Here is a 17,326-nt window from a genome sequence, read left to right as displayed (position 1 = left end):
CGCCCCGCGCGCCGGTCAGACCACCCCTAGGAGGAAGATCCCCATGCGTATCGGGAAAGCGCGTTATCTCGCGCCCGTGGCCGCACTGGTGCTGATGGCCAGCGCCTGCGCGAGCGATGAAGGTCAGAGCGAGGACGACGCCCGCGAGGAGCAGGCCTCCCTCGCCGCCGAGGACCTCAACCCGGCGGACCGCGACGACCTCCAGGACGGGGGTGACTTCGTCTGGGCTCTGAGTGAGTACGAAGAGCAGCACAACATGAACCACGTGCAGGGCAACAAGGGCGACGTCCGTCGCGTCATCGCCGCCGTCATGCCGTCGGCGAGCCGCTACGACGCCGAGGGCGGGTTCGCTCCGAACGAGGACTACGTCCTCGAGTACGGCGTGAGCGACGACGGCCTCGAGGTCGACTACACGCTCAACCCCGACGCCGTCTGGTCCGACGGTGAGCCCATCACCTGGGAGGACTACGAGGCCACCGTCATCACCCGCAAGGGCGAGCGCGACGGTGACTTCGAGATCCTCTCGACGACCGGCTACGAGTGGATCGACGAGATCGTCCAGGGCGACGACGAGTACTCCTTCACCCTGAAGATGAAGGAGCCGTACGGCGAGTGGCCGACCCTCTTCTCCCCCCTGTACCCGAAGGAGTACATGGAGGACGAGGAGCTCTTCGCGGACGGCTACAACAAGGACATCCCCGTCACCGCCGGTCCGTTCGGTGACGTGGAGTTCGACGACGTCGCCTCCCGTATCACCGTGCACAAGAACGAGGACTGGTGGGGTGACGAGGCCAAGCTCGACCGCATCATCTTCGCGGGCCTCGACACCAGCGCCCAGGCCGGCGCCTTCGCCAACGGTGAGGTCGACGGCTTCTACCTCGGCTACGACGCCGCCGGCTACGAGCGCGTCAAGGACATGGAGGGCGACGGGGCGTACTTCACCCGCGCCGTCAACCACGGTCACCGCTTCACCGCGCTGAACGGCTCCAGCCCGCGACTGGAGGACAAGCGCGTCCGCCAGGCCATCGCCATGACCCTGGACCGCGACACCATGGCCGAGGTCGCCCTCGGCGCCGTCGACTGGCCCATCACGGGCGAGGTCAACCGCCTCCTCCGTTCCAGCCAGAACGGCTACCAGGACAACAGCGGTGACCTGGGCGACCGCGACCTCGACCGGGCCGCCGAGCTGCTCGACGAGGCCGGCTGGACCCTGGAGGAGGGCGAGGAGATCCGGACCAACGAGGACGGCGAGACCCTGACCCTGGCCTACGTGGCCTCCGAGGGCATGGACCTGGCCGTCGACGAGGGCGAGATGGCGCAGCAGATGCTGGCCGAGGTCGGCATCGAGGTCGACGTCCAGCAGGTGCCCGCGAACGCGCTGTTCTCCGAGTACGTCACCCCCGGCAACTTCGAGATGGTGACCTACGTCCTCGTCGGGACCTCGCCCTTCTCCGCCGGTTCCAAGGGCAACTACGGTATGCCGCTGGACGAGGACGGCGAGGACTGGGGCGCCAACAACAGCAAGCACTCCACCCCGGAGATCGAGGAGCTCTTCGACGACCTCTCGATCGAGACCGACCCCGAGCGGTACGCCGAGATCGCCAACGAGATCGACGCGCTCCTCTGGGACGAGGTGCTCACCATCCCGCTGTTCGAGCGTCCGGGCCTCTACGTCGTCAACGAGGACCTGCACAACTGGGGCGAGTACGGTCTCGCCGCCGACTACGTGTACGAGGACATCGGCTGGGCCAAGGAGTAGTCACCCCAGTGTGAACCTCCGGAGTTCCCCGGTGTCCGTGCGGACACCGGGGAACCCATCCGGGTGAGCGTTCGCGAAACGTGACAGTCAGGGCGTCGGCCCCCATCGGACGGGGTCGGCGCCCTGCGCCGTGTCCGGAGCCCCTCGGGATCGCACGGGCGGTGTGTCCGGTGTCTCGCGCCTCCTGAGAGAATCGTCGGAGTCCGACATCTCCCCCCGCCCCGCTCGTTGGAAAGTTCCCGATGCGACTCCGCCCTCTTCCCGCCGCGTGCCTGGCGGTCCTGTTGTGTGTGGCCCTCAGTTCCTGCTCCCGCCAGGAGGAGGACGCGGACGGCACCCCCGAACCCCCCGTCGGTGCCGCCGTGGACCCGGACCCCGGGGAGGCGGACGAGTCCAGTCCGCCCCCGGAGACCGCTGAGGAGGAGCGGCCCTTCGGCACGCCCGTCGGGTGGGCGAGCCAGCCCCTGGCCCTGCCCGCTCCGGAGGACGAGGAGACCGAGGACGGCGCGGACGAGGACGCGGTGGACGAGGACACGGACACGGAGGACGCACCCGTCGAACACCCCGGAGTGACCGGAGGGGAGGCGGGGGAGACCGTGACCGCGACCGACGTCGAGCAGCTCACCGCGTACCTGGAGGCCGAGGAGCCCCTGGTGGTGGAGGTGGAGGGCGACTTCGACCTCGACGGCACCGTGCGGGTCGCCTCGGACAAGACCCTCGTGGGCATGGGGGAGGGCACCGAGTTCACCGGCGGTGGCCTGCTCGTGGACGGCGCGGAGAACGTCGTCCTCGCCAACCTGGGCATGGTCTCCGAGGGTCCCGCCGTCGAGATCCGGGGCGGCGCCCACCACGTGTGGGTGGACGGCTCGACCTTCTCCGGTGGTGAGGACGACTCGCTCATCACCGTGGCCGACGGTGCCGACCACGTCACCCTCTCCTGGAACCACTTCACCGACGCGGAGTCGGCGGTCACGATCGGCGGAGGTGACGAGGAGCCCGGCGCGCTGCGGGTGACCGTGCACCACAACTTCTTCGACGGCACCTCCGAGCGCCATCCGCGTGCCCACAACGCCGAGCACGTCCACGTGTTCAACAACTACTTCCGCGCCAACCCGGAGTACGGGGTCCGGTCCGCCCACGGTTCGCAGGTGCTGGTGGAGGGCAACTACTTCGAGAACACCCCGGTCTCGGTGTCCACCGAGTCCGAGGAGCCGGGGAACGTGGTCACCCGCGACAACCTGTTGGTCGACTCCGACCAGCCCGAACCGCGCGGTACCGTGCCCGACCCTCCCTACGCCTACGAACTCGACGACACCGTCAACGTCCCCGAACTCGTGATGGGCCGCGCCGGAAGCGACTGAGCCGCCGGAACCCTAGGTGGCCACGGGGTGGTAGTCGTAGGTCTCACCGAACCCGTTCGGGGTGGTGTAGCCGAGTCTTCGGGGGTGACCGGCCTCGTCCACCCAGAGGTCGAACCGGGCCTCGGGTATCCGGACCAGGTCGTTGCGGCCGACGTCGGAGAGGTAGTCGCCCGCCTCCGTCGCGAAGGTGCCCGTGTACCGGTAGGCGGTGTGGGTGCTGGCCGGAACCCCGCGTGTGCTCTCGGGGAGGTCGATCTCCTCCGATCCCACGAGCTCCAGGTCGGTCGCGGTCTCCTCCAGGTCCTCCAGGACCGCGAGCACGAACTCCTCGGAGCACAGGCGGCGGTCGGCCTCCGTGGGCCGGTCCAGCACGGTCATGCCGGGCAGGCCCTTCTCCGCGGTCATCATGAATCCGGTGCCGGGCAGGTCGTAGCGGTGGACCCGCACCCCTTCGGAGGTCTCGAAGTAGTGCTCGAAGACGGTGTCGGAGCCGGGTTCGTGGCGGGCCCATCCCCGGGCGGGTGCCGCACCCTCGACGGTCCGCGTGTAGCTCACGTGGAAGGAGGGGGCGTCCCGGACGGCCTGGACGGCGGACTCCAGGAACACCTCCGGGTCCGAGGGATCGGCGTCCACGGCCCGCACCATCGGGGACTCCACCCCGCCGGGGTCCACCACCGGCGGGGCGGCGCTGCCTCCGTCCAGCGTCAGCCGGGCCACGGTCCAACCACTGGCGACCACGGCCAGGCTCGCCAGGGCCACCAACAGGCTGAGCAACCAGTGGGGTCCTGGGGCGGCGTCCTCCAGCTCCTGCTCCATGGACGGCATCGACGTCGACACGGACAACGCCTCGATTCTGCGGTTCGGTGTTCGGGGGGTACCGCTTACACGGAGTACGACGCGGTAACTCACCGCTCCGTTCGGGGGTCGGGTGAACATCATCGTCGCGGCCACCGACGAACGGCCGACCCCGGGCCTCCCGGGCCCAGGCGCGGCCGTCCCTGACCACGGGATCTCCCTCCGGCCCCGAACACGTTCGACCAGGGTGCGGCACGCGCCCGGGGACGTCGCGGGGCTCCCGGGCGCGCGCCACGGGAGGGACCCGCACGGTGCGCGTCCGTGCCGTGGCCGCATGTGGCCGCCCGGGCGCCACAGGGACGGAGCTGTCGAGACGGTGGCACCCCTGTCTCCCCTCCCGGGTCGGAGGGTCGACGGTGGCGGCCGTGGACCCGGGGCCGTCACCTGGGCCCCCGACCCCCCTGGCGCCCGGCCACGAGCAGGCGGGGCGGGGGCGGACGTGACGGCGGAACCGACGCACGGCACGGCCTAACCCAACGTCGGGGGACGGCGCTCGACGCGGTGGATGGACCGCCAGACCCTCACCGTCCGTTCCGGCGACCCCGACCAGCCCCGGTCGGTGAGCGCCGCCAGCACCTGCCGCAGGAAACCGGCTGGACGTGAGCACAGGTCGTACACCCCGATCGAGATCACGATCCACTCCGCCTCCGCCATGGCCCGGTACCGCAGTCGGTCGCGGGCGCGGTCGATCGGGAGGGAGTGGTGCTCGGCGCTGTCGTACTCCACCGCCACCCGGTACGCGGGCCAGCCCAGATCGACCCTGAACTCCCCCTCCACGGTGGAGACGGGGCACTGCGGCAGCGGCCGGGGCAGACCCACCTGGTGTAACAGGACCCGGGTCCAGCTCTCGGCGGGGGACTGGCTGCGCCCGTCAGCGAGGCCCAGCGCACCCCTCAGATGCCCCCGCGCCCGCAGGGGGTGGGTCAGGGCGGCCGCGCGCAACCTCTCCCGGGAGGTGAGGCGGAGCGCGAGGAAGCGGTCCAGGGCGGCGGTCGCCGCGTACAGGGTGCCCGACTGAGCGGCGGCGTCCAGCGCGGTCCGCGCGCTCGTCGTCACCCGCACCCCGCTCATCCGCGTGCGTTCGGACTCCGGAACGCACTCGCGGTGCGCGATCACCCCCGAGCGGGCGGCTCCCTCGACGCCGGGAGGCACCGCCACGTGCAGCCGACGACGGGTGACGGAGGTCCCCCGGGGGTACAGGTCGACCCCCCACACGTAGGCCGCAGTCCGACCGAACGCCACCGCCCGCGGGGACAGCTGGGCCAGCACCGGCCGCAGCGTCCGGAGCAGGAGGTCGTGGTCGGGGGGTGGGCCGCCGAGCGGGGACGGCTGGCCGGAGCGGGCTTCGGTACGGGCTTCGGTACGGGCCGCCCGGGTCGAGGGTGCGGGGCGGGGGAGCGGGAAGAGCGGGGAACAACCAGGGGGAACACGGTGGTCTCGCGTCATGCTTCCAGGTTCGGCCGACGGACCACCCGGGACAAGCCCCGACGTGGATCTGTGGACAACGCGCGGCAGTCCAGCGGAGTGGGGGCACATGGCCGGGGAACCGGCCGCGCGCCCTCGGCCGAGCCCGACCGACGCTCCCCGGGCACGGGGAGCCACGGGTGGGCGGCTACCGGAAGGGCGGTGGACCGGCGGACAGATGGATGTGGTCCACGTGGTCCAGGGTCGGGTTGCCGTACACCCGGTTCGCGGGTCGCCTGACCTCCATCCAGGGCCCCGTGCTATCCCGGCTGGGACTCCAGATGTGGTAGTTGTAGATGATTCCCTTGACATTGAGGTCCTGGGCGTTCGCGATGAGGAAGTCGATCACCTCGATGGCGGTCGCGTCCATCTCCGGGGTCGGCGTCGCGCCCAGGTCGGCCATCATGTAGTCCACCGCCTGGCCGAAGCCGTGGTCACTGCCCGCCTCGTCGCGGTAGCCGCCGGCGCTCAGGTAGAAGCCGGGGAACTCCTGGTTGAGAGCCTCGTGCGCCGCGCACATCTGCGGGTGCAGCCCGCCCAGGGATCCGCAGTCGGTGATCGCTCCTCCACCGAAGACCGAGTTCGGGTCGAACTTGAACCGGCCCTCCTGGTCGATGAGGTGCACGTCGAAGAACTCCCTCGCCTGGTCCTGGTCGGTGACGTCCTGTCCGCCGCACACCAGTCCGTCGGACTCCCGGCCGCACTCCGCCGAGAGGTCGATGATCGCGATCGCGGCGGCGGTGCCCTCGAAGGACCCGGAGGCGTCCTCCTCGCCGTCGCACACCACGTCGTTCCAGGCCCGGGACCCGTCCTCCGTCAGCTCCTTCTGACAGAGGGCGCCGCGCACCTCCACCCGGACGATGTTGCCGAAGCGCCCCATGGCGTTGTCGCTGGCCCGGATGTCCGTGAGCACGCCACCGTTGTTGCGCGCGTACGTCTCGGCGCGGGATCGCGCGATCTCCTCGTCGTACCGGGGCATGGGGTGCACACCGTCGGAGAGCTGTCGTGCCGCGTGGTCCCGCAGCCCCGCCACGGCCGCCAGCACCGAGGCGTCGGCGGCCGTCTGCGCCTGCGAACGCATGTCGTTGGCCGCGCCGACGCGTACGAACAGCACGGTGAGCGCGAGCAGGCTCAGGGTCAGGCCGAACAGGAGGAGGACGTTGGCCTGTCCGTCGTCGCGGCGTCCCTGGAGACGACGTCTGCGTACCGAGGAGGAGGGGGGCCTTCGCATGGCGGTCCGGGGGTTCGGTCCCCGCGCTCGGGGCGGGGAGACGGGAGCGGAAGCGGTCGGTGGGGCGGGAAGGGACGGACCGGGGCGCGTGGACACCGCGAAACCCCTGTCCGGCGCAGCTTAACCCGGCCGGGCTCGGGAGGGAAAGGGAACGCCGACGGCCCTGTGGACGACCACCCGGTCACCCCAGGTGACGACGGTGACACGCCGGGGACGCGGTCACCGCCCCCCACCCGGTCCTCGGGGCGGGCGACCGGGAACCGGCCGCCCGCCCCGAGGACCGATCACCTAGAGCAGGGTCGTCCAGTAGCTCCAGAAGGCCTCCGCCACCGCGCCCACGATCACCACGCCCCACACGGTGAGCACCACCGTGTGGTTGCGGACCAGCACACCGGTCGGCCCCCGCAGAACCCCCGGAACCGGAAGGTGCCCTGTGCGGAGGTTGTGCAGCGTGACGTACCAGAAGATCGGGATCGTCACGGCCCACACCACCATGCAGTAGGGGCACAACGCCCCGATCCGGTACAGGCTCTGGAAGATCAGCCAGTGCACGAGGAGCACACCGAACAGGCACCCCGTCTGGAGGCCCAGCCAGAACCAGCGCCGGAAGCCCAGGCCCGCCCCGGTACCCGACCCGTCGCCCGGACCGGTCCGCGCGAGCAGGGCAGCTCCCACCGCCGCCACCACCGCGAAGCAGGCCACCCCCACGAGCGGGTTGGGCACCCCGAACACCTCGGCCTGCGGGGTCACCATCACCGTCCCGCAGGACAGCACGGGATTGATGCTGCACGCGGGCACGTGGTCCGGGTCGGCCAGGACCCGGATCCTCTCCACGAGGAGGGCGGAGGCCGCGACCAGGCCGATCAGTCCACCCAGCACCAGCAGCCACGGCAGGGCCCGGCTGACGATCGGGACGTCCTCGCCGGGGAACGGGTCCGGGGCGTGGGCGGTGTCGTGCCGCACGGGGGCCGCCATCACTCCAGCTCCGAGTCGATCATGGCGGACAGGACCTCGTGACTCGGCATGCTCGGCGCGGGACGGCCGTTGACGAAGATGGTCGGGGTGCCCTGCACGCCCAGCAGGAGCCCGTCGTCGAAGTCCGCCTGGACCCGCGCCTCGGTCTCCTCGGACTCCATGGTCTCCACGAACTCGTCCATGTCCAGACCGAGGTCCTCCGCGAAGCCCACGAACACCTCGCTCTGGTCCTCCCGGGACTCGCCCCACTCGCCCTGGGTCTCGAACATCCGCTGGTACATCTCGTCCAGGGCGTCCTGCCGCGCGGCGGCCTCCACCGCGGCAGCGGACGGCCCGGAGTTGAGGTGACCGGGGAGCGGGAAGTAGCGGATCACCATGTTGATCCGACCGTCGTAGTCCTCGCGGAGCCGCTCCATGACGGGGTACTGGGCACGGCAGGCCTCGCACTCGAAGTCGAGGAACTCCACCACCGTGACCTGGGCGTCCTCCACCTGGTCGAGGTAGCGGCTGTTCTCCCGTACGAGCACGTCGGCGGGGGCGGTGGGCTGCTCCTCGGGGCCGTCCCCGGGGGCGGTCGGTCTGGCGGCGCCCTGCGCCGTCGTGGCCTCGTCGTCCCCGTCCAGGTAGACGAGCAGGCCGATCCCCAAGGCGGCGACGACGAGGAGACAGAGGGTGATGATCAGGTTCTTGCTCATGTGAGGGTTCCAAGGGTCCGTGGCGAACGAGGGCACGCGTGCGAGCCCCGCGCGTGGGGGCGGGGCTCCTGAGTGCTCCTAGACCCGCTGGACGCAGAGGAGGGTGAGCAGGCGGTGGCCGTGGGGACCGGCGGGGTCGCCGCGCGTACGGCGGGGAGAGCGGCCGACCCGAGGCGGCACGGGCACACACAGCACCAGGGCCGCCCCGAGGGCGAGCATCGGCTGCGCGGTCAACAGCCCGCGCTCGTCCGGCGTGGGGCAGGCGTGCGAGAACCCGGGGTCCTCAGCGGAGTCGGAGGCCGCCGACCACTCCGCGGCGACACGGGAACCGGCCTCACCCGAGGCGCCCGCGCCGGGATAACAGAGCGCGCAGAGGAAGCACAGCACGACGACGGCGACCAGGGGCACCACCAGGGTGCCCCACCGCCAGGTCGAGGTGTGACCGCTCATGAGGGGAACTGTAGCGGTGTGTTCACGATTGTCGAGGCCGGGGTGGCTGACCTGCCCCGACCTCGGAGCCTCCCCGCGTGCCTCAGTGGATGCGGCGGTTGATGGCCGCCACCACGTGGACGTCGGCCACGGTGACCCGGAGGTCCCCCGACCCCGTCGGGGAGACCGTCGCGGAGCGCACGTAGGCGCCGTGGCTCCACCTCCGCGCCGTCTGGTCCGGCACGGCCCCCGCCCCCAGCTTGGCCAGCGCCCCCGCGGGCCCCGCCTTCAACCTGAGCTGCCACGAGGTGCGCGACAGCGACCTCCCCCGGACGTCCTCGTGATCGAGCAACGGCAGGGTCCCCACCAGCCGTCCCCCCTGGCTGCCGGGTTGGGCCGGCATCACCTCCAACGGGTACCGCTGCCCCGCCCCGGCGCCCCGCACCACCTCCAGCGCGAAGCTCGTGTCCTCGGGCAGCGGCGTCCCCAGCACCACCTCGACGTACAACAGGTCGCCGTGGCGGCCCATCGGCCGCGCCCGGACCCGGTCCACCGGCAGCGACGGCGCGAGCGGCGCGGTCAGCAGCCCCAGCCGGTCGTTGACCGTGTAGTACGGGCGCACCCTGGTGCCCAGACCACGCTCGGGCCGCACCTTCAGGGGCGCGTACCGGATGATCTTCTTGTACCCGACCACCCCGGACAGGTGCCGCCCCACCGTGTGCTCGGTGCCGTCCGACAGGATCACGCGCATCTCCCACTTCTCGGAGTCGCCCTCCCGCCCCCGCACCACCAGCTCGGGGTCGATCACGGCGGTGAACTCGCCTCCGGCCGCGACCGCCGAGGGGAACTCGCGTCGGGTCTGGGGCGAGGTCCGCAGACGCACCACCAGCCGGGCACGCGCGTCCGGGCGGTGCCGACCGAGCAGCCGTCCCTGCACGGTGACCAGTCCGTCCGCGACCTCCACGTGCGAGATCTCCGCGTGGTGCTCCGCACGCCGTACGTGCAGCACCAGGCGTCCCTTCGCGGACCGGGTGGGGATGACCAGGGAGAGCTCCCGGGTCCGCGCGGGCGACAACGGGAAGCCGTGCTGGTGGATCTCCACGTCGCGCACCGGCGCCTCCATGCCCTCGTCCACCCGGAGCACCTGCCACACTCCGGTGACCAGCCCTCTCGGCCGGTCCTCGCGGGGCCCCTCCGTCCCCGTGCGGGCGGCGTCCACCAGGAACCGACCGTCGGACTCGGGGAGCACCTCGACCCTCCTGCCCGGCTTGGTCAGCACCACCCGCTCCGGGATCCGCCCGACCACGTGTCCCTCGGGTGAACCGAAGGACAGCACCGTGACCCCGTCGGGACCGGCCTCCACCCGGCACGAGGCGGCCTGCTCCGGACGCGGCACGGGCAGGACGGGCGCCGGTGAGGGCGGCGCCCCCACCCCGGCGAGGTCGAAGAACAGCTCCTCGTGCAGCCGCACCACGTTGGCCGGATCGAAGCGCTCGGAGTCGGTGAGCGCGGCCGCTGACATACGCCGCCGCAGCTCGTCGTCTCCCATGAGCTGGGCCAGACCCTCAGCGATCCCCGAGACGGACCTGTTCGGAACCAGCAGACCGTCCTCCCGGTCCCGGATGATGGACGCGGGTCCGTGGGGGCAGTCGGTGCTCACCACCGGCAGGCCGGAGCGCATGGCCTCCACGATGGTCATCCCGAAGGGCTCCTCGCTGGAGGTCACCGCGGCGAAAGCCCCCTGGGCCCACGCCTCCTCGACCCTGGGATGCGGCCCCATCAGCCACACCTGGTCCTGGAGCCCCAGGGAACCCACCAGCCTCCCCAGCGCACCGCGTCGGCTGCCCCGGCCGTAGATCCGCAGCGTCCAGTCCGGGAACTCCTCGCTGACCATGGAGAACGCCTGGACGAGCAGGTCGTGCCGCTTGCTGGGGGCGAGCCTGCCCGCGGAGACGATCGTGCGCGTGTCGTGCCCGTTCACGGTGAAGGGAGGCGCGGGTACCGAGTTGGGAATGGAGAGCAGCCGTACCCCCGGCAGCGGCATCCGCGCCGCGTAGGTGCGCGCGTCCGCCTCGGTGACGGTGACGAAGGCGTCGAGGTTGGGGTACTCGGCCGCCATGACCCGGCGCAGCTCCTCGGAGTGCTGCTCGTAGGTGAGGTGCTCCTGGCCGACCTTGAGGACCCGGCCGGGCGCGGCCCGCGCGATCACCACGTTCAGACCGGGCCGTGTACCCACGACCACGTCGGCGTCGGTGGTGGCCAGGTACTCCTCCAACCGGTCGTCGGTGAGGCGGCTGTGGGTGTCCCCCCGGCCGTCCTCCACGGGGAAGAGCAGCGGCGGCAGCCCGGCCCGTTCCGACCCCTCGTACAGCGGGCGCCCGTCCACGCCGGTCGGACGGTCGTCCTGCTGACGGATGTCGACCAGCGGACGCAGGCTGACCTGCGCGGGGACGGGGAGGACGGGTTCGGCGCGGTGCCGGAACACCGAGACGATCTCCACCTCGTGCCGGGCGGACAGGGCCGCCGCCTGGTTGGCGACCGTGCGCACGGTGCCACCGATGCCGTACATGTCGTTGATCAGATAGGCGATCCTCATCGAGCCCCCATGTCCTCGGTACCGCCCGCGCGGTGTGCGTGCGGGGGCGGCCCCGGCCCCGTCCCCCTCACCGAACCGGGCCCACGGCCAGGGACTCGGTGGGGATTGAGGCATCAGGCTATGGGCGAAATAGCCTTAAAAGTCCTAATCTGACCCGAGCTGTCCAAAGGTTTGCCGCCATCTGTGGGTGTTTTGCGGCGGTTCCACACGAACGTGGGAGATCCGCTCCCCCGCCCCCGGCAAGGGGAGCCGTTGGCGGGGCGGAGGAGCGGTGGTGGGAGACGGCACGGGTCGGTTCCGGGGAACTCGTCGGGCGGGTGTTCGGAGACCCTCCAGGCCCGAGCACCACCCCGACCGACCCAAACCGGGCGGGGCCCGCCCCCCGCGTCGGTGCCGTCTCCTGGTCCGTGGGTGCCGGAGGGGGCGCACCACCCTCGGCGCCGAACGTGGGATTCGACGACCACCGCTCGGTGGTCGGCCCACCCACGACGTCGCGTCAGGAGCAACGCGACGTTGGTTGTGAAGGACACTCTGCCGGAAGATCGCGGGGCTCCGGCGGGCTTCCGGTGGCCGAATCCGGCCACCGTGAGGAAACGGCAGGTCGCGCAGGGTGAGAAATCCCAGGGAAGCACGCCCGGTCCACGGGCGTGCGTTCGTCTAGTACGTGCCGGTGCTCTGCCAGTACCGCCAGGCCGTGCACGGGGATCCGTACTGCTCCTGGATGTGCCCCAGGCCCCAACTGATCTGCGCGGACGCGCTCTGGTCGAACCCCGAGGGCAGGGAGCCGTGCTGCGCGGCGTTGAAGCCGACGATCCCGCGCGCCCCCGTCGTCGGGTCGACCAGTCCCGGGTCCCAGTTGGACATCGATCCCCAGAGGCTGTCCAGGCAGGTCCACTCCTGGTCGGTCCAGTTGTACGGCTCGGCGGCGGCCGCCTGCATGCCGAGGTTCTTGTTGTCACTGGCGTTGGAGTTGCCCGAGCCCCACTCGAACTGCTCCGGCTCCTCGGGGCGGTCCTCGTCCACCCACGTCCGGTCGCCGCAGCCGGGACCGTTCACGACGCACACCATCTGCCGGACGCCCTCGTTGAAGGTGGAGCTCATCCCGGAGGCGTAGACCGTGGTGATGATCAGCGCGGCCAGGACGATCGTCGCCCCCATCTCCACGAAGGCCGCTCCCTGGTCCCTGCGGCCCTCCCGGGCGGGCCTGGCCCAGCGCGGGAGCCCCGATCGCCGAGCGGACATCCGAGGCGGGCGGTCACGCCCGTCCGAACGGTTGGGGGGCCGGCTGGAGGAGGGACGGCGCGTGTCCCCGAGCTCGGGACGGTGAGGGGTGGTCAACTCCGCCTCCAGAAGAGTCCAGGAGCGAACGTGGGGGCAGTTCTCAGGATAGGGGAGTCCCTGTGACCCGACGCGAAATCGATTCCCCGCTTCCGGGAACGGGAAGGTCGCGCTGATCAGGAGACGGGGATTCCCTCGATGGCGTCGAAGCCCGGTATCTCCAGGTCGATCTCGTCCACGTCGACGGGAACGGAGTACATCGACCAGTAGGCGACCTTCTCACCCGGATCAATGGTGGCCTTGAAATCCAGTGAGACGTTCCCCGAACAGAGGCAGTCACCCTCACTGTCCATGAGCGGGTGGAATCTCCGGCGCTCGTCGGTCGAGGTGATGGTCACACCGGAGAACGAGCTCGGGTCGTCGTACATGTAGGACGTTCCGGAGGGCCAACTGAACGTGGTGGGAGCGTCCCCTTCGTTCTCGATGCTCCAGGTGACGGAGAGAAGGTTCCCGGACTCGTTCCTCTCGACGGTGTGCGCCTCAGCCGAGAGGCCAGCGCTGATCGCCTCGTTGGAATCCGCCGTTCCATGGGAGTCCAGGCTTTCGGTCAGCGGGGCCGGAGAAGCGAGGACGCTCGAAGCAGTGGTGAGGGGAAGGGTCAGTACCAGTGCGGAGATCGCTGTGGTTCGAAGTTGCCGGTTCATCGGTCCCCCTACTTCTCGAACGTGACACTGACTCGGCGGTTGCGTTCGCGGCCCTCTTCAGTGGTGTTGTCGGCGATGGGGTCGGCGGAACCGTGCCCCTCAACCGCGAAAGTGACACCCTGTCGAGTGACCAGGTCGTTCAGCGCGGACTCCACACTTTCCGCCCGTTCCTTGGAAAGCGGCAGATTGACCGAGTCGTCTCCGGTGTTGTCGGCGAAACCGTCGACCGAGACCTCCGCGGAATCCGCGTCGTCGATCTCCTGGGCCACCTGCTCCAGGATCTCCTGTGCCTCGTCGCTGAGATCGGCGCTTCCAGTTCCGAACAGGACGTCCGAGGAGAGAATGATGCTGACTTCGTCCCCGCTTTCCGTACGTCCGGTCTGGTCCTCTTCGAGACTGTCGGAGATCAGGGTGAGATCAAGGATGCGAGGTTCACCCAGATTGCTCTGCTCGACTGACTCCGAGACATCGCTGATGGGGATGTCGAAGAACGGGGACGTCAGGGGTGTGGTGACGGTCATGCTGTCCAGTTCGCCCTGGTCACTGGGGAACATCACCCAGAGAGTCTCCGTGGATCCGCTCTCGATGGGTCCGGACAGGGTGTCGCAGAAACAGCTTCCGTCGCTTTGATCATGACTGAGGTAGCGCTGCTGGTTCGCGGAGTCCAGGAGGCTGATCTTGCTGCCGGTGCGCCGGTCGAGGTCCTCAGCCAGGCCGAACCCGACGTCGAAGCTCTCCTCGGACTTGTTGGTGATGCTGAGCCGTAGGCGCAGGAGCTCGTTGTCCAGTCTCTCCAGCGCGTTGACGTCGATCTGGAGATCCGAACCGATCCCGGTTGACGTCGTCACGGAACTCGCGAGAATCTCGGGTTGACCGTTCTCGCCTTCCGGCTGCGAGGGTGGACCTCCGCCCGCCTCAGCGGGATCCCCTTCGCCGCCATTCGGTGACTCCTCCGACGAGACGACACAACCCGAGGAGACGAGCAGGAGCAGAGCCGTGCCCAAGGCTGCCCAGGCGGGAGTCCTCGCCTTGGGCGACTGGCTGCTGGGGGACAAGGTCTTCCCGTCTCTCTCTCGCCTGCGTCGCGTCGTGCTCGTGGTGTCGACTGCTGTTGAGTCTGCAAGCCCTGTCTACGGCGGCCCCGCGAAGATTCCGTCGATGGTGGTGATCACACCCTGCGCGATGCGGTTGCCGATCCCGGCGTTCATGATGACCACGGCCACGAGTGCGACGAACACCAGGATCGCCCCGTACTCGACGAAGCCAGCGCCTCGGTCGCTGCTCCGCTCGGCCCTGGGCAGGGCGAGGGAGCTGAGCTTGACCCAGACCTGGTGCGTGAGGTTCACGGGGTGACTCCTTGGGGAACAGGGGCTGCGACTTCGGTGCTGCCGACGCGTTCGCCTGGTTCGTGGGGCGGGGGAGGGGTGGCGTTGACGGCCCGCTCGTGCACGACTGCTTCGAATGTGGTCATCGCGAACACCTCCTCACGGGTCTGACGGATCCGGGTCCGCGCATGGCGGTGCCCTGAACCTGTGCCCCTCCACTATCGGACATCACGCGGTGTCCTACCCCAGAGTCTGGCCGGATGTGGCCAGATCGTTTCCGGGTGCGTTTCGGGCGCTGAGCTCTGCCCACAACCCCTTCACGGAGGAACGCACAGGTGAGGGGTGATCCCCAGGGGTTCCCTCGCATCACTGGGGGCATCGGTTGCCACCCGTCGCTCGCCTTGCGCCCCTTGACAGGGGGTCGGACAGTGTGCGTCTGCGGCCGAACTCCCCCTGAGGAAGGAAGGCCCAGGCCAGGGGCCGTGTCGGCGCCATGGTGTTGAATTGTCCAGTTCTCGAATGCCCTACCCCCGGATTCGCCCCTGCCCCCCAGTGACCCCTCACCGCCGCACCCCCCGCTCCAGCTGATCCTCCCGGCCGGTTCCCTCGGCCGACCTGTCAGAAAGGCCCGAATCTTGGACGCCACGGTGCTCATCCCCATCCTCGGGGCCCTGCTCGGCCTGGCCATCGGTGTGTTCCCCCTCGTCAAGGTGTTCCAGGCGTACCGTTCGATCGGCGCCGCGATCGCGTCCGTTCCCGTTCCGACTCGACGGCCGCGACCAGAGGAGCTCACCCCGAACGAGCTCGCCCACCTCGTGGGTGGTGCCACCCGAGTCGGCGAGGTCGTCCTCATGGACCTCTTCCTCTCGGGTCGCGTCCGGCGTCAGACCAGGGGCGGGTTCTTCACTCTGGTGGGTCCCTCCAACGCCTACGTCACCGAGAAGGACCAGGTCCGCCGGGACATCGTCAAGGCCTTCAAGGACCGCACCGGCCTGACCGCGCGGGGAATGATCCGGACCGCCACCTTCAGCCGGGGCATCGACCGGGTCCGGGAACGGCTCGCGGAACGGCGTCTGATCGCCCACTCCGGCGAGCTCACCAAGGCTCTCGCGGACTTCCACGACGGCGGCTGGATCGCCCAGAAGCTCTCCCTCGTGAGCGCCGGGCTGCTGATCGGCGGGGTGGTGCTGGTGACCGCCTACGAACAGAACGGGTGGACGGTCGCGATGATCGTGCTCGGCGGGGTCCTCTCGGTGCTGAACGGGCTCACCTCCGGGCTGTACCTGGCGCGCGGCGGTCGGAACGTCACCACCAGGACCCCCGCCGGTACGGAAGTGCTCGTGGAAGCGGAGCGGACCTACTCCGTCGGCCGGGTCGAGGAGCGTTCGATGGTGCGTGAGGTCGCGCTGCGGCACGTCGCGGTGATCGGACTCGGCCGGATGGGCCGCGAGGGCGGGCAGCGCGGGCGCGGAGTGGACGGCTCCGGCGGCGACGCGGTGCGGGTCGTGACGGACTCTGGTTCGGCGCGGCTGGTCGAGGAGTCCGCGGGGAGGGTCGGGGAGCGGACCCCGGAGCCCAGGGAGGGGTTCGAACTGGACTGGGGCAGCCTGTGCGAGTTCGCCGGACTCTGCTCGGTGGGTGGTCACTCCGTCAGCTCGGACGGTTCCGGCTCCCACGGTGGTTCCCCGAGCGGCGGCCTCTTCGACGGGGGTTCCGGTGACGCCTCCGGCGGTGGTGACTCCGGGGGCGGTGACGGAGGCGGTGGTGGCGGCGGGGACTGACGTCCGGACAGGCCCCTACACCGCCGACGGTCGCTCCGCATCCGCTTCCCAGGAAAGGGGTGAACCGCCGGAGTGGGGGTCCGGCGTAAGAGAATGCAGGGGGAAGCGAGGTGTGTGGGGTGCCACGACGGTGTGCCTGGCTCGGGGGCCCGAGGGGACGGTCCCGGCGCCCCGATTCCCGAGTCCGCCCCGGCCCTGTTCCCGCCTGGATGATCCCTACCGATGGCCTCCGAACCGACCCGGCTCACCCCAGTAAGGAGTTCCATGACTCCGGCACCAGCGGAACCAGAGGCGGGAGAGTGGTTTCGCCGCTACTTCGCCCCCGAGGAGCTGGACCGGCTCGAGCAGTTCCCGGTCCGCATCCCCACAGGCCACGAGTTCGGACTGCTGGGCCTGCTCGGCGCCTGGCACACCCACGTCCGAAGACTGCGGGAGGATCTGCCCCTCCCGGACGCGGCCCCCTCCGCGTGCGGTGTCCACGACCTCGTCACCGCGCTCGTCCTGCGTGACTTCGTGGACCGGGGGGTCGCCACCCTGGGCTCGGAACGTACCGCCAGCGTGGACGCCGCCCTGGCCGACATCGACGCGCGTTTCCGTTCCCTCACGGAGGAGGACGACGCCGGTCTGCTGGCCCTGGCCGAACCCGAGGTGGAGGTCCGGACCGACGAGCAGTGGTGGTGGAGGCGCATCCCGTTGAGCGGCCCCGCGCGCAGGGAGCTGGACCGCGCGGCCGCCCGTGAACAGGACGGCCGTGGACAGGACGGCCGTGAACGCGCCGAGAGGGGTTGACCGAACGTGTGGGCGGCCCGGGCACCGATGCCCGGGCGTGATGTGGGGGGGGGGGTGGGCCACCCCCCCCCCCCCCCCCCCCCC

The 17,326-nt window shown here is 70.4% G+C and carries 15 protein-coding genes; 4 read left to right on the top strand and 11 right to left on the bottom strand.

Features of this window, described 5'->3' with window-relative positions:
* Positions 1–43: 43 nt before the first annotated feature.
* Both ACRWK8_RS05225 and ACRWK8_RS05220 read left to right on the top strand, forming a co-directional pair.
* The gene (locus ACRWK8_RS05225) at positions 44–1,759 is read left to right on the top strand and encodes an ABC transporter family substrate-binding protein (protein WP_378737374.1); all 1,716 of its coding nucleotides are present in this window, start codon (positions 44–46) and stop codon (positions 1,757–1,759) included.
* Positions 1,760–2,001: 242 nt separating this feature from the next.
* On the top strand, positions 2,002–3,120 hold the full coding sequence (locus ACRWK8_RS05220) for a pectate lyase family protein (RefSeq protein WP_431868667.1): 1,119 nt from the start codon (positions 2,002–2,004) through the stop codon (positions 3,118–3,120).
* Positions 3,121–3,132: 12 nt separating this feature from the next.
* On the opposite strand, the gene ACRWK8_RS05215 is transcribed toward ACRWK8_RS05220, so the two are convergent.
* The 11 genes from ACRWK8_RS05215 to ACRWK8_RS05165 form a co-directional block, all read right to left on the bottom strand.
* Entirely contained in the window at positions 3,133–3,957 is an 825-nt protein-coding gene (locus ACRWK8_RS05215) for a hypothetical protein (RefSeq protein ID WP_378737626.1), read from the bottom strand.
* 486 nt (positions 3,958–4,443) lie between these two features.
* A complete protein-coding gene (locus ACRWK8_RS05210; protein ID WP_431868665.1) occupies positions 4,444–5,421 on the bottom strand; it encodes an endonuclease domain-containing protein in 978 nt (325 codons plus the stop codon).
* 166 nt (positions 5,422–5,587) lie between these two features.
* Positions 5,588–6,670 carry a VldE C-terminal domain-containing protein gene (locus ACRWK8_RS05205; protein WP_431868663.1) on the bottom strand — a complete coding sequence of 361 codons (1,083 nt, stop codon included), beginning with the start codon at positions 6,668–6,670 and terminating at the stop codon, positions 5,588–5,590.
* Positions 6,671–6,958: 288 nt separating this feature from the next.
* The gene (locus tag ACRWK8_RS05200) at positions 6,959–7,645 is read right to left on the bottom strand and encodes a vitamin K epoxide reductase family protein (RefSeq protein ID WP_431868661.1); all 687 of its coding nucleotides are present in this window, start codon (positions 7,643–7,645) and stop codon (positions 6,959–6,961) included.
* Positions 7,645–8,340, bottom strand: a complete 696-nt coding sequence (locus tag ACRWK8_RS05195; protein WP_431868659.1) for a DsbA family protein — start codon at positions 8,338–8,340, stop codon at positions 7,645–7,647. Before ACRWK8_RS05195 ends, ACRWK8_RS05200 begins: the two co-directional genes overlap by 1 nt.
* Before the next feature lie 78 nt (positions 8,341–8,418).
* Positions 8,419–8,790 (bottom strand): hypothetical protein, encoded by a 372-nt coding sequence (locus ACRWK8_RS05190; protein WP_431868657.1) that lies wholly within the window; start codon positions 8,788–8,790, stop codon positions 8,419–8,421.
* A gap of 82 nt (positions 8,791–8,872) precedes the next feature.
* On the bottom strand, positions 8,873–11,365 hold the full coding sequence (locus ACRWK8_RS05185; protein WP_431868655.1) for a glycosyltransferase family 4 protein: 2,493 nt from the start codon (positions 11,363–11,365) through the stop codon (positions 8,873–8,875).
* A gap of 657 nt (positions 11,366–12,022) precedes the next feature.
* The gene (locus ACRWK8_RS05180; RefSeq protein ID WP_431868653.1) at positions 12,023–12,607 is read right to left on the bottom strand and encodes an aggregation-promoting factor C-terminal-like domain-containing protein; all 585 of its coding nucleotides are present in this window, start codon (positions 12,605–12,607) and stop codon (positions 12,023–12,025) included.
* A 212-nt stretch (positions 12,608–12,819) separates the two neighbouring features.
* Positions 12,820–13,347: a hypothetical protein gene (locus ACRWK8_RS05175; protein ID WP_378737356.1), complete on the bottom strand. Its 528-nt coding sequence runs from the start codon at positions 13,345–13,347 to the stop codon at positions 12,820–12,822.
* Positions 13,348–13,355: 8 nt separating this feature from the next.
* A complete protein-coding gene (locus ACRWK8_RS05170) occupies positions 13,356–14,195 on the bottom strand; it encodes an OmpA family protein (RefSeq protein WP_378737354.1) in 840 nt (279 codons plus the stop codon).
* A 282-nt stretch (positions 14,196–14,477) separates the two neighbouring features.
* Positions 14,478–14,693, bottom strand: coding sequence for a hypothetical protein (locus ACRWK8_RS05165; protein WP_431868651.1), 216 nt, complete (start codon positions 14,691–14,693; stop codon positions 14,478–14,480).
* Between the two features lie 614 nt (positions 14,694–15,307).
* Between ACRWK8_RS05165 and ACRWK8_RS05160 the strand changes: the two genes are divergently transcribed.
* A complete protein-coding gene (locus tag ACRWK8_RS05160; RefSeq protein ID WP_431868649.1) occupies positions 15,308–16,453 on the top strand; it encodes a TIGR04222 domain-containing membrane protein in 1,146 nt (381 codons plus the stop codon).
* Between the two features lie 264 nt (positions 16,454–16,717).
* Positions 16,718–17,242 carry a hypothetical protein gene (locus ACRWK8_RS05155; RefSeq protein WP_431868647.1) on the top strand — a complete coding sequence of 175 codons (525 nt, stop codon included), beginning with the start codon at positions 16,718–16,720 and terminating at the stop codon, positions 17,240–17,242.
* Positions 17,243–17,326: the final 84 nt, after the last annotated feature.

The sequence above is a fragment of the Nocardiopsis eucommiae genome (assembly GCF_965344335.1).
Taxonomy (GTDB): domain Bacteria; phylum Actinomycetota; class Actinomycetes; order Streptosporangiales; family Streptosporangiaceae; genus Nocardiopsis; species Nocardiopsis eucommiae.
The sequence above is the reverse complement of the archived record's forward strand: the minus strand, read 5'-3'. Positions and strand labels throughout refer to the sequence as shown.

Excerpts from the sequence above, each read along its gene's own strand:
- ACRWK8_RS05220 (WP_431868667.1), top strand. The coding sequence starts at position 2,002 with ATGCGACTCCGCCCTCTTCCCGCCGCGTGCCTGGCGGTCCTGTTGTGT.
- ACRWK8_RS05210 (WP_431868665.1), bottom strand. The coding sequence starts at position 5,421 with ATGACGCGAGACCACCGTGTTCCCCCTGGTTGTTCCCCGCTCTTCCCG.
- ACRWK8_RS05200 (WP_431868661.1), bottom strand. The coding sequence starts at position 7,645 with ATGGCGGCCCCCGTGCGGCACGACACCGCCCACGCCCCGGACCCGTTC.
- ACRWK8_RS05175 (WP_378737356.1), bottom strand. The coding sequence starts at position 13,347 with ATGAACCGGCAACTTCGAACCACAGCGATCTCCGCACTGGTACTGACC.
- ACRWK8_RS05180 (WP_431868653.1), bottom strand. The coding sequence starts at position 12,607 with ATGTCCGCTCGGCGATCGGGGCTCCCGCGCTGGGCCAGGCCCGCCCGG.
- ACRWK8_RS05190 (WP_431868657.1), bottom strand. The coding sequence starts at position 8,790 with ATGAGCGGTCACACCTCGACCTGGCGGTGGGGCACCCTGGTGGTGCCC.
- ACRWK8_RS05205 (WP_431868663.1), bottom strand. The coding sequence starts at position 6,670 with ATGCGAAGGCCCCCCTCCTCCTCGGTACGCAGACGTCGTCTCCAGGGA.
- ACRWK8_RS05185 (WP_431868655.1), bottom strand. The coding sequence starts at position 11,365 with ATGAGGATCGCCTATCTGATCAACGACATGTACGGCATCGGTGGCACC.
- ACRWK8_RS05155 (WP_431868647.1), top strand. The coding sequence starts at position 16,718 with ATGACTCCGGCACCAGCGGAACCAGAGGCGGGAGAGTGGTTTCGCCGC.
- ACRWK8_RS05225 (WP_378737374.1), top strand. The coding sequence starts at position 44 with ATGCGTATCGGGAAAGCGCGTTATCTCGCGCCCGTGGCCGCACTGGTG.
- ACRWK8_RS05195 (WP_431868659.1), bottom strand. The coding sequence starts at position 8,340 with ATGAGCAAGAACCTGATCATCACCCTCTGTCTCCTCGTCGTCGCCGCC.